Origin of the sequence: Pseudomonas sp. SJZ080 (genome assembly GCF_007828295.1) — a bacterium.
GTDB classification, from domain to species: domain Bacteria; phylum Pseudomonadota; class Gammaproteobacteria; order Pseudomonadales; family Pseudomonadaceae; genus Aquipseudomonas; species Aquipseudomonas migulae_A.
Genome location: NZ_VIUK01000013.1, coordinates 162417 through 180944, shown reverse-complemented (window position 1 = coordinate 180944; position 18528 = coordinate 162417). Strand labels below are relative to the sequence as shown.

At 58.8% G+C, this 18528-nt stretch carries 19 protein-coding genes; 10 read left to right on the top strand and 9 right to left on the bottom strand.

The window, feature by feature from the left end; genetic code table 11:
• The first annotated feature begins 268 nt into the window (after window positions 1-268).
• The gene (quiC, locus tag FBY04_RS18535; protein WP_084319577.1) at window positions 269-2170 is read left to right on the top strand and encodes a 3-dehydroshikimate dehydratase QuiC; all 1902 of its coding nucleotides are present in this window, start codon (window positions 269-271) and stop codon (window positions 2168-2170) included.
• 102 nt (window positions 2171-2272) lie between these two features.
• On the top strand, window positions 2273-2950 hold the full coding sequence (locus tag FBY04_RS18530) for a TetR/AcrR family transcriptional regulator (protein WP_084319575.1): 678 nt from the start codon (window positions 2273-2275) through the stop codon (window positions 2948-2950).
• Between the two features lie 105 nt (window positions 2951-3055).
• Here the strand turns inward: FBY04_RS18530 and FBY04_RS18525 are convergent, their stop codons facing one another.
• From FBY04_RS18525 to FBY04_RS18515, 3 genes are all read right to left on the bottom strand, one after another.
• Complete coding sequence (locus FBY04_RS18525; protein ID WP_145316080.1) at window positions 3056-3910, bottom strand: shikimate dehydrogenase; 855 nt, start codon at window positions 3908-3910, stop codon at window positions 3056-3058.
• 5 nt (window positions 3911-3915) lie between these two features.
• Window positions 3916-4356 carry a type II 3-dehydroquinate dehydratase gene (gene aroQ / locus FBY04_RS18520; RefSeq protein WP_084319573.1) on the bottom strand — a complete coding sequence of 147 codons (441 nt, stop codon included), beginning with the start codon at window positions 4354-4356 and terminating at the stop codon, window positions 3916-3918.
• A gap of 207 nt (window positions 4357-4563) precedes the next feature.
• Window positions 4564-5475: a LysR family transcriptional regulator gene (locus tag FBY04_RS18515; RefSeq protein WP_145316078.1), complete on the bottom strand. Its 912-nt coding sequence runs from the start codon at window positions 5473-5475 to the stop codon at window positions 4564-4566.
• Window positions 5476-5689: 214 nt separating this feature from the next.
• Between FBY04_RS18515 and FBY04_RS18510 the strand changes: the two genes are divergently transcribed.
• The gene (locus FBY04_RS18510; protein ID WP_145316077.1) at window positions 5690-6118 is read left to right on the top strand and encodes a DUF4160 domain-containing protein; all 429 of its coding nucleotides are present in this window, start codon (window positions 5690-5692) and stop codon (window positions 6116-6118) included.
• A complete protein-coding gene (locus tag FBY04_RS18505) occupies window positions 6115-6561 on the top strand; it encodes a DUF2442 domain-containing protein (RefSeq protein WP_145316075.1) in 447 nt (148 codons plus the stop codon). The genes FBY04_RS18510 and FBY04_RS18505 overlap by 4 nt, the downstream gene beginning before the upstream one ends.
• Before the next feature lie 54 nt (window positions 6562-6615).
• Here the strand turns inward: FBY04_RS18505 and trmA are convergent, their stop codons facing one another.
• Together trmA and FBY04_RS18495 are read right to left on the bottom strand one after the other, a co-directional pair.
• On the bottom strand, window positions 6616-7695 hold the full coding sequence (trmA, locus tag FBY04_RS18500; RefSeq protein WP_145316073.1) for a tRNA (uridine(54)-C5)-methyltransferase TrmA: 1080 nt from the start codon (window positions 7693-7695) through the stop codon (window positions 6616-6618).
• Entirely contained in the window at window positions 7692-8987 is a 1296-nt protein-coding gene (locus tag FBY04_RS18495; protein WP_084319563.1) for an NCS2 family permease, read from the bottom strand. The genes trmA and FBY04_RS18495 overlap by 4 nt, the downstream gene beginning before the upstream one ends.
• A gap of 223 nt (window positions 8988-9210) precedes the next feature.
• Between FBY04_RS18495 and FBY04_RS18490 the strand changes: the two genes are divergently transcribed.
• Both FBY04_RS18490 and FBY04_RS18485 read left to right on the top strand, forming a co-directional pair.
• A complete protein-coding gene (locus FBY04_RS18490; RefSeq protein WP_084319561.1) occupies window positions 9211-9657 on the top strand; it encodes a DUF4879 domain-containing protein in 447 nt (148 codons plus the stop codon).
• A gap of 66 nt (window positions 9658-9723) precedes the next feature.
• Window positions 9724-10275: a DJ-1 family glyoxalase III gene (locus tag FBY04_RS18485; protein WP_084319559.1), complete on the top strand. Its 552-nt coding sequence runs from the start codon at window positions 9724-9726 to the stop codon at window positions 10273-10275.
• Here FBY04_RS18485 and FBY04_RS18480 read toward each other — a convergent pair.
• Complete coding sequence (locus FBY04_RS18480; protein ID WP_084319557.1) at window positions 10272-11510, bottom strand: MFS transporter; 1239 nt, start codon at window positions 11508-11510, stop codon at window positions 10272-10274. The two genes, FBY04_RS18485 and FBY04_RS18480, sit on opposite strands and share 4 nt — an antisense overlap.
• Before the next feature lie 378 nt (window positions 11511-11888).
• On the opposite strand from FBY04_RS18480, the gene FBY04_RS18475 reads away from it, so the two are divergent.
• From FBY04_RS18475 to FBY04_RS18465, 3 genes are read left to right on the top strand one after another with little or no spacing between them, the layout of a single operon-like run.
• Window positions 11889-13328 carry a cytochrome ubiquinol oxidase subunit I gene (locus FBY04_RS18475; RefSeq protein WP_084319555.1) on the top strand — a complete coding sequence of 480 codons (1440 nt, stop codon included), beginning with the start codon at window positions 11889-11891 and terminating at the stop codon, window positions 13326-13328.
• Between the two features lie 3 nt (window positions 13329-13331).
• Window positions 13332-14339: a cytochrome d ubiquinol oxidase subunit II gene (gene cydB / locus FBY04_RS18470; RefSeq protein WP_084319553.1), complete on the top strand. Its 1008-nt coding sequence runs from the start codon at window positions 13332-13334 to the stop codon at window positions 14337-14339.
• 57 nt (window positions 14340-14396) lie between these two features.
• Window positions 14397-14564 (top strand): DUF2474 domain-containing protein, encoded by a 168-nt coding sequence (locus tag FBY04_RS18465; protein ID WP_064680606.1) that lies wholly within the window; start codon window positions 14397-14399, stop codon window positions 14562-14564.
• A 77-nt stretch (window positions 14565-14641) separates the two neighbouring features.
• On the opposite strand, the gene FBY04_RS18460 is transcribed toward FBY04_RS18465, so the two are convergent.
• Together FBY04_RS18460 and FBY04_RS18455 are read right to left on the bottom strand one after the other, a co-directional pair.
• Window positions 14642-15766 carry a class I SAM-dependent methyltransferase gene (locus FBY04_RS18460; RefSeq protein WP_145316071.1) on the bottom strand — a complete coding sequence of 375 codons (1125 nt, stop codon included), beginning with the start codon at window positions 15764-15766 and terminating at the stop codon, window positions 14642-14644.
• A gap of 164 nt (window positions 15767-15930) precedes the next feature.
• The gene (locus FBY04_RS18455; RefSeq protein ID WP_084319549.1) at window positions 15931-16662 is read right to left on the bottom strand and encodes a LuxR family transcriptional regulator; all 732 of its coding nucleotides are present in this window, start codon (window positions 16660-16662) and stop codon (window positions 15931-15933) included.
• A gap of 337 nt (window positions 16663-16999) precedes the next feature.
• Between FBY04_RS18455 and FBY04_RS18450 the strand changes: the two genes are divergently transcribed.
• Window positions 17000-17776, top strand: a complete 777-nt coding sequence (locus tag FBY04_RS18450) for a ferredoxin--NADP reductase (RefSeq protein ID WP_145316069.1) — start codon at window positions 17000-17002, stop codon at window positions 17774-17776.
• 42 nt (window positions 17777-17818) lie between these two features.
• Here the strand turns inward: FBY04_RS18450 and mscL are convergent, their stop codons facing one another.
• Window positions 17819-18235, bottom strand: a complete 417-nt coding sequence (gene mscL / locus FBY04_RS18445) for a large-conductance mechanosensitive channel protein MscL (RefSeq protein WP_084319545.1) — start codon at window positions 18233-18235, stop codon at window positions 17819-17821.
• Window positions 18236-18528 lie beyond the last annotated feature (293 nt).

The following is an 18528-nucleotide window of genomic DNA, read 5'->3' as shown; positions in this document are numbered from 1 at the left end:
GATGGTGGGCAGTGGACGAAAAATCGTCAATTCGCCAAGTGTCATAGTGTTCGATAATCGCACGTAAAACTAACCGGATAGTACACTTTGAATTGCTGTGCAGGATCTTGCAGCCAATAATTCACGTCAAGAAAAACGCGGTCCTTGTAGGAGCCGGCTTGCTGGCGATGGCGTCCGCAAGATTGCCATCGCCAGCAAGCCGGCTCCTACATAAATCGTAAGCGTGCCAGGCCCTGAAAAGACAGCCTCCACCACCGGGAGTCGAAATATGCAGCGTTCCATTGCCACCGTGTCCTTGAGCGGTACCCTGCCGGAAAAACTCGAAGCCATTGCCGCCGCAGGTTTCGACGGGGTGGAGATTTTCGAAAACGACCTTCTCTACTATGACGGTAGCCCACGGGAAATCAGGCAGATGTGCGCTGATCTCGGGATCGCCATCACACTGTTCCAGCCGTTCCGGGATTTCGAAGGCTGCCGCCGCGACCGCCTGCCACGCAACCTGGAACGGGCCGAGCGCAAATTCGACCTGATGCAGGAACTGGGCACCGACCTGGTGCTGGTGTGCAGCAACGCTTCGGCCGACGCCATCGGTGATGAACAAATCCTCGTCGACGACTTGCGATTGCTGGCCGAACACGCCGGTGCGCGCGGCCTGCGAATCGGTTACGAAGCGTTGGCCTGGGGGCGGCATGTGAACACCTGGCAACAGGTGTGGAACATCGTTCGACAGGCTGATCATCCGAGCCTGGGTGTGTTGCTGGACAGTTTCCACACGCTGTCGCTAAAGGGCGATCCGAGTGCCATCGCCGACATTCCCGGCGACAAGATTTTCTTCGTGCAAATGGCCGACGCGCCGATCCTGGCCATGGACGTGCTGGAGTGGAGCCGCCATTTCCGCTGTTTTCCGGGCCAGGGCGAATTCGACTTGCCGGGGTTTCTCGCACCGATCATCAAGAGTGGCTACACCGGGCCGTTGTCGCTGGAAATTTTCAACGATGGCTTCCGCGCCGCGCCGCCACGGGCCAACGCCGCCGACGGCTTGCGTTCGTTGCTGTACCTGGAAGAGAAAACCCGCGAACGGCTGGCGCAGGAAAACCAACCAACGGCTTGCGCCGACATTTTGTTCGAGACTCCCGAGGCCAGCGAATACAACGGTATCGAGTTTCTCGAATTCGCCGTGGACGAAAGCCTCGGCGCCAAGCTTTCTCACTGGCTGGAGCGACTGGGTTTCGTCAAGGCTGGCCAGCACCGCTCCAAAAGCGTGAGCCTGATGCGTCAGGGCGACATCAACCTGATCCTCAATTCCGAGCCGTACTCGTTCGGTCACAGTTTCTTCGAGGCACACGGCCCGTCGCTGTGCGCCACCGCCGTGCGGGTCAAGGACAGCGCAAGCGCGCTGGCCCGGGCGGTGGCTTACAAAGGTCAGCCGTATCGCGGACTGGTCGGCCCCAATGAGCTGGAACTGGCGGCGGTACGTGCGCCGGATGGCAGCCTGATTTATCTGGTGGACCAGAACGCCGACGTCTATGGCACCGACTTCAATCTGCAACCGGCCGCCGTGGCCAGCGGTGGCCTCAAGCGCATCGACCACATGGCCATGGCGTTGCCGGCCGACAGCCTCGACAGTTGGGTGCTGTTCTACAAGAGCCTGCTGGATTTCGAAGCCGACGACGAAGTGGTGCTGCCGGACCCCTACGGTCTGGTGAAGAGTCGGGCGCTGCGCAGTCGCGACAGTTCGATCCGCTTGCCGCTGAACATTTCCGAAAACCGCAACACCGCGATCTCACACGCACTGTCGAGTTATCGCGGATCTGGCGTGCATCACATTGCGTTTGATTGCGACGATATCTTTGCCGAAGTCAGTCGCGCCAAGCAGGCGGGCGTACCGTTGCTGGATATCCCGCTCAATTATTACGACGACCTGGCTGCGCGGTTCGATTTTGATGATGAATTCCTCAGTGAACTCGCCTATTACAACGTGCTCTACGACCGTGATGCCCAGGGTGGCGAGCTGTTCCACGTTTACACGGAGCCGTTCGAAGGGCGGTTTTTCTTTGAAATCATCCAGCGCAAGAATGGCTACGCCGGTTATGGCGCGGCCAACGTGGCGGTGCGACTGGCGGCCATGGCCAAATCCCGCAGCGGTGCCCTGCGCCAGGCCAAGTTGTAGCAATTTCGTAAACGCGAGGTTCAACCGCTGCCGCGCGGCTTCCTTCACTGTGCGGCGCGGCTCATAATCGCCAGCCTGTGCAGTGATGGCCGTGAGCCCGCAATGACAATAACCTCAGAACTCTCCGTAGCGCCCGACGAACCCATGGCCGAGCCCCGCAAGAGTCGCAAGAACAACCCGGAAAAGACCCGCGAGAACATTCTGCAAGAAGCCATTGTAGAGTTCGTCCAGCAGGGGCTTTCCGGTGCTCGCGTCGATGCGATCGCCGAGCGCATTCACACCTCCAAACGCATGATCTATTACTACTTCGGCAGTAAGGAACAGCTCTACATCGAGGTGCTGGAGAAACTCTACGGCGATATCCGCAACACCGAAAACCGCCTGCACCTGGCCGAACTGGCGCCGGTGGAGGCGATTCGGCGGCTGGTGGAGTTCACCTTCGATCACCATGATCGCAATGTCGATTTCGTGCGCATCGTCAGCATCGAGAACATTCACAACGCGGAATTCGTGAAGCGTTCCGATGCGATCAAGGCGATGAACAACACCATTCTCGATTCACTGGGTGTGATTTTGCGTCGCGGGGCTGAAGAGGGTGTGTTCCGGGCGGGGCTTGATCCTTTGGATGTGCATCTGCTGATCAGCTCGTTCTGTTTCTATCGCGTGTCGAACCGCCATACGTTCGGTGAGATTTTTCAGATCGACTTGCCGGACGAAAGCATCAAGCGGCGTCATCGGGAGATGATTTGCGAGTCGGTGTTGCGATACCTGCAGGACTGATTGCGGTGTGTGCTGGCTTTGTAGGAGCCGGCTTGCTGGCGATAGCGCCTTTGAGATCGCCATCGCCAGCAAGCCGGCTCCTACAGGTCCGAGTTCATTTCAACCTCAACCATTCATGCTCTGAAAATGCGCCAGCATCCGCTGCGCATCCGGCACCACGCCGCTGAACAATTCAAACGCCTTCACCGCCTGAAACACCGCCATGTTGCCGCCATCCAGCGTCCGGCAACCCAAGGCGCGGGCGTTGCGCAGCAGTTCGGTTTCCAGCGGAAAGTAAACGATCTCCGCCACCCACAACTGTTTGCGAAGCAACTCCACCGGCACCGGCATGCCAGGCAGTTTTTTCATGCCCATGGGGGTGGTGTTGACCAGTCCGTCGGCCTGAGCCAGCGTGCTCGGCAGATCATGACCCGCCACCGCTCGGCCAGCGCCAAAATGCTGATTAAGGTTGTTTGCCAGCGCCTGAGCGCGACTATTGTCCACATCGAAAATGCTCAGCAGTCGTACGCCTTCGCTCAATAACGCGTGGGCCACCGCCGCGCCGGCCCCTCCTGCGCCCATCTGAACGACACGCTCAACGGCAACGCCCTGCAGACCACGCCGAAAACCTTCGGCAAAGCCCAGGCAATCGGTGTTGTGGCCGATGCGTTTGCCGTCCTTCAACACCACCGTGTTCACCGCTCCGATGCCGCGGGCTTCCGGTGACAGTTCGTCGAGCAGCGGGATGATCGTCTGCTTGCACGGAAAGGTGATGTTCAGGCCGGTGAAACTCATCTGCTCGGCCGCCATCAGCAAGTCGGGCAGGGCATTGCTATCGAGTTTGAGCTGGTCGAGGTCAATCAGGCGGTAGAGATAACGCAAACCCTGGGCATCGCCCTCATGCTCATGCAGTGCGGGAGTACGGGACGCCTGAATGCCGGCACCGATCAGACCGGCCAGTACAGCGTTGTTCTGAGTCACGGCGTTCACCCCTTCAAGCGCAGGCTGAAATGTTCAAGTGCCAGGCGATAGCCGTGGCTGCCGAAACCGGCCATCACCGCGGTGGCAATGGCCGACACGAAGGAGTGGTGGCGAAAGGGTTCGCGGGCGTGGACGTTGGACAGGTGGACTTCGATGACCGGCAGTTCGCTGGCGACCAGGGCGTCGCGAATGGCGACCGAGGTGTGGGTCCAGGCGGCCGGGTTGATGACGATCCCGGCGCAACGGCCGCGGGCGGCGTGAATCCAGTCGAGCAATTCGCCTTCATGGTTGGTCTGGCGAAACTCTACTGCCAGGCCGAATTCTTCGGCGGCACGGCCGCACAACGCTGAGATGTCTGCCAGGGTTTCGTGACCGTAAGTCGCCGGTTCACGGGTGCCCAGCAGGTTCAGGTTCGGGCCGTTGAGCACCAGAACGATAGGGTTCATCGGGGTCTCTCCACTTTTTATTTTTGGCATTGGCTGAAGTTCAGCCTGTGGAGATAAAATGTACCAGATGGTTAATATGGTCAATTGAAGCGGCGGCGAACCGGAGATTTGTGTGCGGTGATCGGACAATTACAAAGTTTGCAGCCTTTTGCAGTTCCTACAGGAAAACGCGTTCCCACTGTAGGAGCTGCCAAAGGCTGCGATCTTTTAGCGCGGCAAATGCTCAACCAGAAAATCGATAAACGCCCTTAGCCGAAGCGGCATGTGACGACTTTGTGGATAGAGCAGGGTGAACGGCCGCGAGCGTCCACCATAAGGTTTGAGGAGCTCCACCAGCGAGCCATTGGCCAGTTCGTTTTCAACGATAAACCGATAGGTCTGGAACAGACCCGCCCCATGTTTGGCCAGCGTCACGCCGCCCAGAACATCATCGGAACAACTGAAATTGCCCTCGGCCTGAATCTCGCGTTGCTCGCCATGGTCGTTGAACAACCAGGCAATTCGCCGACCGCTGCTGGGCAATTCGTACTGGATGCATTCGTGCTGTTTGAGATCGTCCAGGGTTTGCGGAGTGCCCGCGCGCTTCAGGTAATCAGGGCTGGCAATCATCACCAGTTCCGCGTCCTCAAGCTGGCGGGCGATCAGCCCGGAATCCGGAATCGCCCGTACGCGAATGGCCAGGTCATAGCCTTCACCGACGAAATCAATGTTGCGATTGCTGATGTGCGACTCGACTTTCACCTGCGGAAAGCGCTCCCGAAACGCCGGTAGCAACGGCAGGATCCGGTGATGCGCATATGTTGTGGGAATGCTGATGCGCAAGGTGCCGGAAGGCTCCTGCTGCTGGCCCATCACTTCGCGTTGGGCCTCGACCAATTGCGCCAGCGCCTGACGGCATTCTTCGTAATACCGGCGCCCGCTGTCAGTCAGTTTGACGCTGCGCGTGGTGCGCGCGAACAACCGCACGCCCAGGCGTTCTTCCATGCGCGACACCGAACGGCTCACCGCTGCGGGCGTTACGCCTGCCACCAGCGCTGCGGCGGTAAAGCTGCCTGCTTCAGCGGCGAGGCAAAACAGCTCAATGCTGCCGAGCTGAAGATCGTCGAATGTTCGCTGCATGATTGATTACACCGGGGATCAAATGAAGGGCCTGACGCAGTGTTTATCAAATTGGTGAAAGGATTGCTTACCATTTTTGCCCCTGATTGCCGAGCCAGGGTAGGCCTGGGACGCTAGCCTCAAGTTCCGGGACTGAATGAAGGTCAGCACCGGTTATCGGATTGTTCAAGGAATGGCGAGTCATGAGACTCAATAACCTAACAGATGGGTTAGTATGAAATTGTTCAGCTACAAAGGGCTTTCAGTCGTGATCATGCTGCGTGATGAGCACTGTCCGCCGCACGCGTATGTGGACGCCGGAGCCTGGAGCGCACGCTTCAAATTCAGCTTTTGGCATAACGGTGTCGAGTTGTGGGATGTGGTTCCTCATTCCAACCCGCCACCAATCGCCGTGCTGGAAGGCCTGCGTCACGCACTCAGGCAACCCGCCCACTTGCGTCGCGCTCGAACGATCTGGTGGGAAAGGCTGAACACGGTCTGCCTCGATCATCAGATATGGGACTGGCTGACCAGCGAAGTCCTGGTGGTGAAAAGGATTGCGAGTACGACTGACATGATTTGCTCGGCTTGCTATGAGCCCGAGACGAACAAGACCTTGCTGGCGCTGTTTGGCGCTTCGGAGGGCGTGGAGATAAAACTATGAAAACGATAGAGGCAGGGATACTGGCCGACCGGCCCGTAAGTGAGGCCGTGCTGGATGACGCCATCCGGCAAGGGCAAGTGCGCCACAAAAACGGTTTGCAGGCGACGGGCGTGACCTTTTTGGAACCGTGTCTGGCCGTCAGTTTCATTGATGGCAGTGGTGTGCTGCTGCCGGTTCAGCACTATCCGGAATTCGATGGTTTCGAGGTCGAGGATTTCGCGGACCTGAAAGTCGGCTTTTCTGGAACCGCCCTTTGCCATGAGGGCAAGGATTTGCATGTGTCCATCGCCGGGATGATTTCTGCGAGCAAGCCGCTGATGGACATGGCCGCCTCGGTCATCGCTTCGCGCAATGGTCGCCAAAGCAGCGCTGCCAAGGCTGAGGCAGCGCGGGCCAATGGTCGCAAGGGTGGGCGTCCGCGCAAGCCGGATGTCCCCGTTTGAGCACGCACAAAAAAGCCGTCGTTTTGACGGCTGTTTTGTATCGGGCGAATGCAATCAGCGCCGGGTCAACAACACCCCGGATTCCATGTGGTGGGTCCACGGGAACTGGTCGAACATCGCGCATTGAGTAATGCGGTGGGTGTCGTGCAGTTGGGCGATGTTGGCCGCCAGGGTTTCCGGGTTGCAGGAAATGTACAGGATATTGTCGAAACGCCGGGTCAGCTCGCAGGTGTCCGGGTCCATGCCGGCGCGAGGCGGGTCGACGAAGACGCTACCGAACTCATAGCTCTTGAGGTCGATACCGTGCAGGCGCCGGAACGGGCGGACTTCGTTCAGGGCTTCGGTCAACTCCTCGGCGGACAAACGCACAAGCGTGACGTTATCCACTGCGTTTTCGCTGAGGTTGCTCAGCGCCGCGTTGACCGAGGTCTTGCTGATCTCGGTGGCCAGCACTTTACGCACGCGGGTCGCGAGCGGCAGCGTGAAGTTACCGTTGCCGCAATACAGCTCCAGCAAATCGTCCGGGCGATCACCGAGGGCATCGTAAGCCCAGTTGAGCATCTTCTGGTTCACGGTGCCGTTAGGCTGGGTGAACGCGCCTTCGGGCTGGCGATAGCTGAAGGTGCGGCCACCGACGTCCAGTTTCTCGACCACGTAATCATGGCCGATCACTTCGCGTTTGCCTTTCGAGCGGCCGATCACGCTGACGTTCAGGTCTGCCGCCAGCTTCGCCGCCGCCGCGTGCCAGTGTTCATCCAGCGGGCGGTGATAGCACAGGGTAATCATCGCATCGCCGGCCAGGGTGGTCAGGAGCTCCACCTGAAACAGTTTGTGGCTCAGGGCCGCACTGGCTTTCCACGCGGCCTTGAGCTGTGGCATCAACTCGTTGATGCGCAGGCTGGCAATCGGAAACTCGTCGATCAGGATCGGCGTGCGTTTGTCTTCCTGGGAAAACATCGCGTAGTGACGTTCGCCGGCTTCACGCCAGAGGCGGAATTCGGCACGCAGGCGGAAGTTTTTCAGCGGCGAATCGAACACGGCTGGCTCAGGTGCATCGAACGGGGCCAGCAGGTCGCGCAGGCGAGAAACCTTTTCTTCGAGCTGAACGGTGTAAGCCTGGGAATCAAAAGTCATGCGTTGAACCAACCCAACTTGATCACGAACAGAATCGACAGAATCACCAGTGCCGGGTTCAGCTCACGGCCGCGACCGGACAGCAACTTGATTGCGGTCCAGGAAATGAAACCGAAGGCGATGCCGTTGGCGATGGAGTAAGTGAACGGCATGGCCAGCGCTGTGACCACGACCGGTGCGGCAACGGTGATGTCGTCCCAGTCTATTTCGGCCAGGCCGGAAGTCATCAGTACCGCGACGAACAGCAGTGCCGGTGCCGTGGCGAACGCCGGAACGCTGGCGGCCAGCGGCGAGAAGAACAGTGCCAGCAGGAACAGAAACGCCACCACAATGGCCGTCAGACCGGTGCGGCCACCGGCACTCACGCCGGCTGCGGATTCGATGTAGCTGGTGGTCGTCGACGTACCCAGCAACGAACCCGCCATCGCCGCGGTGCTGTCGGCGATCAGGGCGCGCCCCATTTTCGGCATGTGGCCGTCCTTGCCCATCAGGCCGGCGCGCTTGGCGACACCAATCAGGGTGCCGGAGTTGTCGAACAGGTCGACGAACAGGAAGGCGAAGATCACGCTGACCAGACCGATGTCCAGTGCACCCTTGATGTCCAGTTGCAGGAAGGTCGGCGCCAGCGATGGCGGCATCGACATCACGCCGCCGAACGGGGTGAAACCCAGGGCAATCGACGCGATGGTCACGACCAGAATCCCGATCAGCACCGCACCGCGCACGGCCAGAGCCTCGAGGGCAACGATCAGTGCAAAACCAAGCGTTGCGAGGATCGGTGCCGGTTGTTTCAGGTCACCGAGGCCGACCATGGTCGCTGGATTGCTGACCACGATGCCGGCGTTGTGCAGGGCAATCAGCGCCAGGAACAGGCCGATACCGGCGGCAATCGCCGAACGCAGCGGCAGCGGGATACTGTTGATGATCCATTCCCGAATGCGGAAGATCGACAACAGGAAGAAGCACACGGCCGAGATGAACACCGCCCCCAGCGCCACTTGCCAGGTATGGCCCATGTGCAGGACCACGGTGTAGGTGAAGAACGCGTTCAGGCCCATGCCCGGTGCGAGGGCGATCGGATAGTTGGCGATCAGGCCCATGGTCGTGGAGCCGATGGCGGCTGCCAGGCAGGTCGCGACAAACACTGCGCCCTTGTCCATGCCGGTCTCGCCGAGGATGCTCGGGTTGACGAACAGAATGTAGGCCATGGCCAGGAAGGTGGTGACGCCCGCAAGAATCTCGGTGCGCACGTTGGTGTTGTGTGCCTTGAGTTGAAACAGCCTTTCCAGCATGTCTGCTCCCCGTGGCGCGCCCGGCGCCGTGAATGTATCGACCTCAACAGCAAAGCACAGACCGCTGCAGGCGCCTGGTAATTTTCTGTGGGTCGGAAAAAGCCGCGCATCATACCAGCCACGTGGGGTTGTGGCTGCTTATGGTGGTGATCGTCGTCGATGTTTTGTGTTAAAGCCAAGTGCGCCATACTGCGCGCTGGTTTTTGGGGGACATGGGGATTGCATGAAAAAGCGTCTGGTTACCGTATTTGGAGCATTGATTGCCTTGTTGCCGGGGGCGCAAACCGCTTCGGCTGCCTCGGCGGCGCCGTTGAGCCAGGTCAAGGTGCTCAAGGTCGAATCGCCGGCGTGTGGTTTTGAAGACATTGGCGAAGGGCAGGAGAAGACACGCTGCGATCACAGCGGGCCGAACATCAAAATCTACGTGCTGGAAGTCGGCTACGGCCGCAAGGCGCAAGTCGGGCTGGACGGTTTTGACGTGAACGGCACCCGGACCCCTGTGTGTGCGTTCGATAACGGCAACCTGACCGATTGCACCGTCGGCAGAAAAACGGTCGGCTACCTGTATGTCTTCGATCTGGCCGGCAAGCAGGAAGGCACCTTCACCTTCAGCAACACGTCCATCAACGCGCCGGGCAACACAATGTCGACACAGCTTTACATCAAGTAACGGCCGGTTCGAACAAGGGTCAGGAAAGCTGACTACGCTTTAAAGATCATCCTGTGGACCGCGCCCATGACCTTTAGAGCTCTGATTACCCTCGCCGAGGGCATCGATGACCTGCAAACAGTAACGCTGATCGATGTACTGCGCCGCGCCAAGGTCGAAGTGGTGGTGGCCAGCATCGAGGGGCGGCGCATGCTCACCTGTGCCCGCGGTACCCGAGTGACGGCCGATGCGATGCTGGTGGATTTGCTGGCCCAGCCGTTTGACTTGATCGCACTGCCCGGTGGTGCAGTCGGTGCTCAGCATCTGGCTGCCCATCAACCCTTGCAGCAATTGATCAAGGATCAGGCGGCGGCAGGTCGTCTGTTCGCCGCCATCGCCGAAGCCCCGGCCGTGGCCCTGCAAGCCTTTGGCGTCCTGCGACAGCGGCGGATGACCTGCCTGCCTTCGGCGAGTCATCAGCTGTCGGGCTGCAACTTTGTCGATCAACCGGTGGTGGTCGATGGAAACTGCATTACCGCTCAAGGTTCCGGGGGCGCTTTGGCGTTTGCCCTGACGCTGGTGGAACAACTGTGCGGCAAGGCGACCCGGGCGACGGTGGCGGGGGAGTTGGTCGTTTAAACCCTGGCCTCCTCAGCCGGCACATGCATGCGATCACGGTTGGCCAGTGTGGGGAATAGCTTGATCCACACACCGGTCACCACCAGCGTGCCGATGCCGCCCATGACCACCGCCGGCACGGTGCCAAACCAGTGGGCGGTGAGGCCGGATTCGAACTCGCCCAACTGATTCGAAGCGCCGATGAACAGACCGTTCACAGCGCTGACCCGGCCACGCATTTCATCCGGTGTTTCCAGCTGAACGAAGGACGCGCGGATCACCATGCTGATCATGTCTGCCGCGCCCAACACCACCAGCACGGCCAGTGAGAACCAGAACGAAGTCGAAAGACCGAACGCGATGGTCGCGACGCCAAACACACCGACAGCGGTAAACATCACCCGACCGACCTTGCGATCCACCGAGAAACGCGCCAGCCAAAGCGACATCAGCAACGCACCGACTGCTGGAGCGGAGCGTAGCAGACCCAATCCCCACGGCCCGGTCAGCAGGATGTCCTTGGCGAACACCGGCAGCAATGCCGTCGCGCCCCCCAACAGGACGGCAAACAGATCGAGGGAAATCGCGCCGAGAATATCCGGACGACTGCGAATGAAGCGGACACCTGCCAGCAGCGAATCCAGGGTCGCCTTGCCTTTGTTCAGGGGCGTTTGCCGGGCGGGCAGGTTGAGCATCAACAGGCAGGCGATCACATAAAGGATCACGGTCGGCCCGTAGACCCAGACGCTGCCGAAGGCATACAGCAAACCACCGAGGGCCGGGGCGACGATGGTTGCCGATTGTTGCGCCGACTGTGCAGCGGCGACGGCGCGGGGGAACAGCGCAGCGGGAACGATGCTCGGTAGCAGCGCCTGGGTGGTCGGCATCTCGAAGGAGCGAGCGGCGCCGAGCAGAAACGCCAGGACGAAGATCATTTCCCGGGTAACGTGGCCGGTGGCACCGCCAATCGCCAGTGTCAGCGCAATCAACGCCTGCAGTGACTGACAGATGGCCGCGACTTTGCGGCGATCATAGCGATCGGCGACATGCCCGGTGTGCAACATGAACAGCACCCGCGGGGCAAATTCCACCAGGCCGACCAGGCCCAGATCCAGCACGTTGCCGGTCAGTTGATAGAGATTCCAGCCGATGGCGACAGTGAGCATCTGAAAGCCGCTGGCGGTAAACACCCGAGCCAGCCAGAACGCGATGAAAGGGCGGTGATGACGTAACAGCAAGGGCGCTTGGCTGGGCATCTGAGGCGGATCTTGAGCGAGGGGAGGTCCGAGATTATCACCAACCTGTAACTAGAAGTTGCAGGGCTGGCAAATTTAGATAGCTAGACACCGATCCTGCAGGAAATGTGTTGCGACTGATTGCCAGGGCTATGAGGCAACCTGTCACGCGGCAAAAGACCACACCGTCCATCCCCCAAAACCGGACTACTCTTTCAGCCATGCTTGATCCAGATCAAAACCTTTCTGGAATTGATCCGGCGGCCAGATGGCCAGATTCCCTACGTGTGATGTTGGTAAAAAGAAGAACGAATTCAAATTCGCCACACTCCATATCCGTGGGGGCAGTGGGTGCAGGCCGCAAGCCTTCAGCCGGTATTACCTGACAGAGGAAGACTTATGTTCGGTTTGGAGGCGCTTGATCTCGCCCGAATTCAGTTCGCGTTCACCATCTCGTTCCACATCCTGTTCCCGGCCATCACCATCGGTCTGGCGAGTTACCTGGCGGTACTCGAAGGCTTGTGGCTGAAAACCCATAACGATACCTACCGCGACCTGTACCACTTCTGGTCGAAGATCTTTGCCGTCAACTTCGGCATGGGCGTGGTCTCCGGGCTGGTCATGGCCTATCAGTTCGGCACTAACTGGAGCCGATTCTCGGATTTCGCCGGTTCCGTGACCGGGCCGTTGCTGACGTACGAAGTGTTGACGGCCTTCTTCCTCGAAGCCGGGTTCCTTGGGGTCATGCTGTTCGGCTGGAACAAGGTCGGGCGCAACCTGCACTTTTTCGCCACGGTCATGGTCGCCATCGGCACGTTGATCTCGACGTTCTGGATTCTCGCTTCCAATAGTTGGATGCAGACCCCTCAAGGCTACGAAATCATCAACGGCCAGGTCATTCCAACCGACTGGCTGGCGGTGATCTTCAATCCGTCGTTCCCGTACCGCCTCATGCACATGGCAACGGCTGCGTTCGTGGCGACGGCGTTCTTCGTCGGTTCTTCGGCGGCCTGGCATTTGCTGCGCGGCAAGGACAACCCGGCGATCCGCACCATGCTCTCGATGGCCATGTGGATGGCCCTGATCGTGGCGCCGATCCAGGCGGTCATCGGTGACTTCCACGGCCTCAACACGTTGAAGCACCAACCGGCGAAAATCGCGGCGATCGAAGGTCACTGGGAAAACCACGGCGATGAACCGACTCCGCTGATCCTGTTCGGCTGGCCGGACATGAAAGCCGAGAAGACCAGATTTGCCGTTGAAATCCCGTACCTGGGCAGCCTGATCCTCACGCACTCCCTGGACAAACAGGTGCCGGCGCTCAAGGAGTTCCCGCCTGAAGACCGGCCTAATTCGACCATCGTTTTCTGGTCGTTCCGGATCATGGTCGGTCTGGGCATGCTGATGATCTTCACCGGTTTGTGGAGCCTGTGGCTGCGCAAGCGCGACAAGCTGTACACCTCGCGACCGTTCCTCTATCTGGCGTTGTGGATGGGCCCGTCCGGCCTGATCGCGATCCTCGCCGGTTGGTTTACCACTGAAATCGGCCGCCAGCCGTGGGTGGTCTACGGTTTGATGCGCACGGCAGACGCGTCGTCCAATCACAGTTTCATGCAGATGAGCATCACGCTGGTCCTGTTCGTCGTGGTCTATTTCGCGCTGTTCGGGGCCGGCCTGGGGTACATGATGCGTCTGGTGCGCAAAGGGCCGAAGATCGACGAAGGCGCGGAAACGCCCGATGGCGGTCCAGGCAAGAAACGTACGCCGGCTCGTCCGCTGTCCGCCGCCGACGATCCCGCCGACGCCGACCACGACCCCAGCCTGCAAAAGGAGATTTGAATCATGGGTATTGATCTTCCGCTGATCTGGGCCGTGATCATCATCTTCGGCATCATGATGTACGTGGTCATGGACGGTTTCGACCTGGGGATCGGGATTCTCTTTCCATTCATCCCGGGCAAGACCGACCGTGACGTGATGATGAACACCGTCGCACCGGTGTGGGACGGCAATGAAACCTGGCTGGTCCTGGGGGGCGCGGCGTTGTTCGGCGCCTTTCCGCTGGCGTACTCGGTGGTGCTCTCGGCGCTTTACCTGCCGCTGATTTTCATGTTGATCGGGCTTATCTTCCGCGGCGTGGCGTTCGAGTTCCGCTTCAAGGCCAAGGACGACAAACGCCACCTCTGGGATAAAGCGTTCATCGGTGGTTCGATCGCCGCGACGTTCTTCCAGGGTGTGGCTCTGGGGGCGTTCATTGATGGATTGCCGGTGGTCAACCGTCAGTTCGCCGGCGGTTCACTGGACTGGTTGACGCCATTTACGATGTTCTGCGGTCTCGCACTGGTGGTGGCTTATGCGCTGCTGGGTTGCACCTGGCTGATCATGAAAACCGAAGGCAAGTTGCAGCAACAAATGCATGACCTGGCGCGGCCGCTGGCCTTCGTGGTGTTGGCAGTGATCGGCATCGTCAGCATCTGGACCCCGCTGGCCCATGCCGAGATTGCCGCTCGCTGGTTCACGCTGCCGAATCTGTTCTGGTTCCTGCCGGTGCCGATTCTGGTGCTGGTGACCATGTACGGCCTTATTCGCGCCGTGGCCCGCAATGCGCATTACACGCCATTCCTGCTGACGCTGGTGCTGATCTTCCTCGGCTACAGCGGTCTGGGCATCAGCCTTTGGCCGAATATCGTGCCGCCGTCGATCTCGATCTGGGACGCCGCCGCGCCGCCGCAGAGTCAGGGTTTCATGCTGGTGGGGACGTTGTTCATCATCCCGTTTATCCTGGGTTACACCTTTTGGAGCTACTACGTGTTCCGCGGCAAGGTCACCCACGAAGATGGCTACCACTAGCGCACACCGCAATGGCGCAGGGTTGAAACCTGCGCCATTTCAGAGGAGATCACGATGATGGCTGGCAAACATTCCTTGCAGGAAATCGAAGCCGCAGAGAAAAAACCGCTCTGGCAGCGACTCGGCTGGCTGGCGATGATCTGGACCGGCAGCGTGGTGGCGCTGTTCATCGTCGCGAGCCTGATGCGCATGTTCATGAATGCAGCAGGCCTGTCGACGCACTGATTCGCAAGATCCCATCCCGATGCCTTGTGGCACGGATTTACAACCCTCCTGCGCTGGAGGGTTTTTTTTGCCCGGAGTTATTTTCGGGCTTTGAGGATCACGAACTTCGGTGTGGCTGCCACTTGTTCGACGCCGCGGAACAACCGCGCCAGCTTGCTGTGATACCCCAGATGTCGATTGCCGACGATATACAGCGCGCCGCCCACCACCAGTGCTTCCCGGGCTTGCTGGAACATCCGCCAGGCCAGAAAGTCACCCACCACTTGTTGCTGATGAAATGGCGGGTTGCACAGCACCACGTCCAGTGATTGTGGTTCCTGCCCGGCCAGACCGTCACAGGGACGCACGATCACGTCCCGATCACCCAGCGCTGCGCGCCAGTTTTCGGCAGCCGATTGCACAGCCATGAAGGACTCGTCCACCAGCGTGTAGTGCGCTTCGGGATTTTGCAGGGCACTGGCGATGGCCAGTACACCGTTGCCGCAACCGAGGTCGGCGACCCGCACCGCGCCAAGGTTCGTCGGCAAGTGCGGGAGAAACGCCCGCGTGCCGATGTCCAGACCCTCGCGGCAAAATACGTTGGCGTGGTTGAGCAGCTCGATGGACGGCGTGTCGAGTCGATAGCGGGTCGGGTAGGGGGACGTCGCGGGAGCTTTGGCTTCAGCCGTTGCGATCAACAGCCGGGCCTTTTTCACCGCCAATGAGGCCTGCACCGGACCAATGTAGCGCTCCAGCAAGTCCCCCGCAGCCCGCGGTAGATGTTTGATCATGGCACCGGCAATCACTTGGGCGCCGGGGGCCAGCTGATTTTGCAGGCGGATCAGTTGTTCCTCCAGCAAGGCCAGGGTTTTCGGTACCCGGATCAGCACCCGGTCAAACGGGCCGGTGACTGTTTCGCTGGCAGGCACGCTCGGCACCGCATCAAACGCCTGGCCGTTGCGGATCAGGTTCTTTTCCAGCCCCTGGAAGGCCAGGAACGAATCGCCGCTCGTGGTGACTTGAACCTTACCTGCCAGGCTGGCGGCCAATGCGCCGAAGCTGTCATTGAGCACCAGCACGCGGGTGTTCGCGGTCGGTTGCTGTTCGGCCAGATGGTTGAGCAGGTATTCGTCGGCGGCATCAAACGCTTGCAGCGGTTCGTTCTGCTGTTCGGGCTGGCGGATCAGGTCGAGGCGGGCGAAGGGTGTTTCGAGCAAAGGCATGGGGCGGGGCTCTGGGTAATCAACGGGTTTCCCGCGGCCCAGGGGCGTTGTAGCGGGCGAGACCGTCCAAGTGTACTGCGTCGTGAAGGTTCACACGGCAACACTCTGGAGGCGTCGCAGATGGTACGTTTTTTTCTTTTGGATTACTTGCAGGTTTTAACCGGTCAACGGATCGAGGTGCGGTTGAGGTAGCCGGCCTTGAGGGCGGCGATAATGGCGGCAATCTTGTTGCTGACCCCGAGTTTATCGATCGCACTTTGAATGTGGAAATGGATGGTTCGTGCGCTCAGATTAAGAATTTTCGCGCTTTGTTCTGCCGTCTTGCCGTCCGCTGCCAGTTCCAGAACGTCGATTTCCCTTGGCGATAGATGCGGGCCTGGCGGTTTCGCAGGACTCTTGGGCAGCGATTGTGCGATCAACGCATGGAGATGACTGCACATGAACACTGAGAAGCCAAGATTCTCATACAGCTCCATTGCCGTGATCGGACAATGGCTTCTGGCCAGGCTCAAAATGCTGCATAGGCCACTCTCTTCGTCGTGAAACGATTGTGACCAGCCGTGCTCCAAACCTTGCGCTACAAGGGCCTCCCACAGTGAAGGAACCTTGCAGAAAAGGTTTTCGCTCCATAGAACCGGCATCATGGAGTGATTGCAATGGGCTACTACTGGATCTATTGATTTCAGATTCTTTTGTTCATATTCGTTGTTCCAGTCGAGAGGGTAATTGTTGCGTCGGATGGTATTGGCTTGATTGTTTTTTGTTGGGTAAGTAGTTGAAATGGCGAAAAATTGAAACCCGATATTTTTCGCAAATCCAAGTGCAATCCGATATGCATTTTCTATGTCGGTCGTGTACGACAATTGGGTAAGCTGCGTTTCCTTCCACTGCTCCATTATGTATCTCCATTATCCAATCTTCTCTGGGGTGCTGATTGGATCCGAGATCCAGCACGCAACGAGTGTAGGATGAATCCTACATGTACGGTGAGACTATTTGGCTTGTTAGACCTTTAAAAACTAAATATCTGGTTCTAACAATATAGGTGTAAAAAGGATGAACATTGAATGACAGCCTTAATGTGAATTTTGCAAATTAACTGTATGGTCCGTAAAAGTTTATGTTTTTGGCGATAGGTGTTTTCACAATACGCATTAAAGGCACTACAAACAGTAAGTGTTTAATTTGCATGTTTTGCGGGACACTGGAGTCACCCGTTCAATGGAGCGCCCCATGACTGCCAGCGCAGAAAAATTCACACGCCAGACCCTGCTCGACGTCCAGCCGTTGACCCCGAACCTGTTCACTCTGCGCACGACCCGGGATCCGGGCTTTCGATTTCGTGCCGGGCAGTTCGCCCGGCTGGGGGTTACCAAGGCCGATGGCAGCACTGTGTGGCGTGCCTATTCCATGGTCTCTTCACCCTATGACGAGTTCCTCGAGTTCTTTTCCATTGTGGTGCCGGGCGGCGAGTTCACCAGTGAGCTGAGCCGGCTGGGCGAGGGCGATACCCTGCTGGTCGACCGTCAGGCCTTTGGTTACCTGACGCTTGACCGTTTTGCTGACGGACGTGATCTCTGGTTGTTATCCACAGGCACCGGCGTGGCGCCGTTTTTGTCGATCCTGCAGGACTTCGAAGTCTGGGAGAAATTCGAAAGAATCATCCTGGTCTACAGCGTACGTGAAGCCAGGGAGTTGGCTTACCAGGCCCTGATCTCGGGGTTGGCGCAACGTGACTATCTGGCCGAGTACGCACACAAGCTGCAATTCATCGCCACCGTCACGCGCGAGGAGCATCCGGGCACCTTGAATGGCCGGATTACGACGCTGATAGACAATGGCGAACTCGAGCGGGTGGCGGGTGTGGCACTGACGGCCGAGCATTCGCGGGTCATGCTTTGCGGCAATCCGCAGATGATCGATGACACGCGCAAACTGCTTAAACAGCGCGACATGCACTTGAGCCTCAGCCGGCGCCCCGGACACGTCGCGGTGGAAAACTACTGGTAAAAAAAACGGCGCCCCGAAGGCGCCGCTCTTGAATGCATCACGTCACTCAGGCCGGTTGTTCTGGGCCTTGAGCAGATCGCGAATCTCGCTCAGCAGCTCTTCTTCCTTGGTTGGAACAGGCGGCAGCGTTGGTGCAACGGCCTCTTCGCGCTTCAAGCGGTTGATGGCTTTGACGCCCATGAAGATCGCGAACGCGACGATGATGAAGTCGATCATGCTCTGGATGAATTTGCCGTACGCCAGCACCACTGCGGGGATATCCCCGTTGGCTGCCTTGAGCGTAATGGCCAGGTCACTGAAATCCACCCCTCCGATCAACAGGCCGATTGGCGGCATCACCACGTCGCCGACAAACGACGAAACGATCTTGCCAAAGGCTGCGCCGATGATGATACCAACGGCCATGTCGACCACATTACCCTTGACCGCGAAGGCCTTGAACTCACTTATCACGCCCATAGGTTATTTCCTTGTTACAGATGAGGTTGGTAACGCAGTGTAAATCAGTCAAAGGCATCTCGCTCGAAACAACTGCTTACAGCGTTTGCCTGCTATCGACCGGGTCCTCGGGGAAAAGTTTACAAAGTGCCATCATTTCTGAGCGATTGCCCGCACTGCCCCATCACTCTGGGGGCATGCTCTATCGGTGCCAGCGCATTCAGTCTGTCACTCGTCCGCCTCTGCTTGCCGCAATGGAGAGGTGCATGAAAGTTTGAGAGGGAATAAGCGATTGCAAATATTGGTTTGTTGCA

What these genes read in the sequence shown, in the direction of transcription:
- FBY04_RS18465 (WP_064680606.1), top strand. Translation starts at nt 14,397, where the DNA reads ATGGCTGGCAAACATTCCTTGCAGGAAATCGAAGCCGCAGAGAAAAAA.
- mscL (WP_084319545.1), bottom strand. Translation starts at nt 18,235, where the DNA reads ATGGGCGTGATAAGTGAGTTCAAGGCCTTCGCGGTCAAGGGTAATGTG.
- FBY04_RS18450 (WP_145316069.1), top strand. Translation starts at nt 17,000, where the DNA reads ATGACTGCCAGCGCAGAAAAATTCACACGCCAGACCCTGCTCGACGTC.
- trmA (WP_145316073.1), bottom strand. Translation starts at nt 7,695, where the DNA reads ATGACTTTTGATTCCCAGGCTTACACCGTTCAGCTCGAAGAAAAGGTT.
- FBY04_RS18480 (WP_084319557.1), bottom strand. Translation starts at nt 11,510, where the DNA reads ATGCCCAGCCAAGCGCCCTTGCTGTTACGTCATCACCGCCCTTTCATC.
- aroQ (WP_084319573.1), bottom strand. Translation starts at nt 4,356, where the DNA reads ATGAACCCTATCGTTCTGGTGCTCAACGGCCCGAACCTGAACCTGCTG.
- FBY04_RS18495 (WP_084319563.1), bottom strand. Translation starts at nt 8,987, where the DNA reads ATGCTGGAAAGGCTGTTTCAACTCAAGGCACACAACACCAACGTGCGC.
- FBY04_RS18510 (WP_145316077.1), top strand. Translation starts at nt 5,690, where the DNA reads ATGAAATTGTTCAGCTACAAAGGGCTTTCAGTCGTGATCATGCTGCGT.
- FBY04_RS18530 (WP_084319575.1), top strand. Translation starts at nt 2,273, where the DNA reads ATGACAATAACCTCAGAACTCTCCGTAGCGCCCGACGAACCCATGGCC.
- quiC (WP_084319577.1), top strand. Translation starts at nt 269, where the DNA reads ATGCAGCGTTCCATTGCCACCGTGTCCTTGAGCGGTACCCTGCCGGAA.
- cydB (WP_084319553.1), top strand. Translation starts at nt 13,332, where the DNA reads ATGGGTATTGATCTTCCGCTGATCTGGGCCGTGATCATCATCTTCGGC.
- FBY04_RS18460 (WP_145316071.1), bottom strand. Translation starts at nt 15,766, where the DNA reads ATGCCTTTGCTCGAAACACCCTTCGCCCGCCTCGACCTGATCCGCCAG.
- FBY04_RS18455 (WP_084319549.1), bottom strand. Translation starts at nt 16,662, where the DNA reads ATGGAGCAGTGGAAGGAAACGCAGCTTACCCAATTGTCGTACACGACC.
- FBY04_RS18490 (WP_084319561.1), top strand. Translation starts at nt 9,211, where the DNA reads ATGAAAAAGCGTCTGGTTACCGTATTTGGAGCATTGATTGCCTTGTTG.
- FBY04_RS18515 (WP_145316078.1), bottom strand. Translation starts at nt 5,475, where the DNA reads ATGCAGCGAACATTCGACGATCTTCAGCTCGGCAGCATTGAGCTGTTT.
- FBY04_RS18475 (WP_084319555.1), top strand. Translation starts at nt 11,889, where the DNA reads ATGTTCGGTTTGGAGGCGCTTGATCTCGCCCGAATTCAGTTCGCGTTC.
- FBY04_RS18485 (WP_084319559.1), top strand. Translation starts at nt 9,724, where the DNA reads ATGACCTTTAGAGCTCTGATTACCCTCGCCGAGGGCATCGATGACCTG.
- FBY04_RS18505 (WP_145316075.1), top strand. Translation starts at nt 6,115, where the DNA reads ATGAAAACGATAGAGGCAGGGATACTGGCCGACCGGCCCGTAAGTGAG.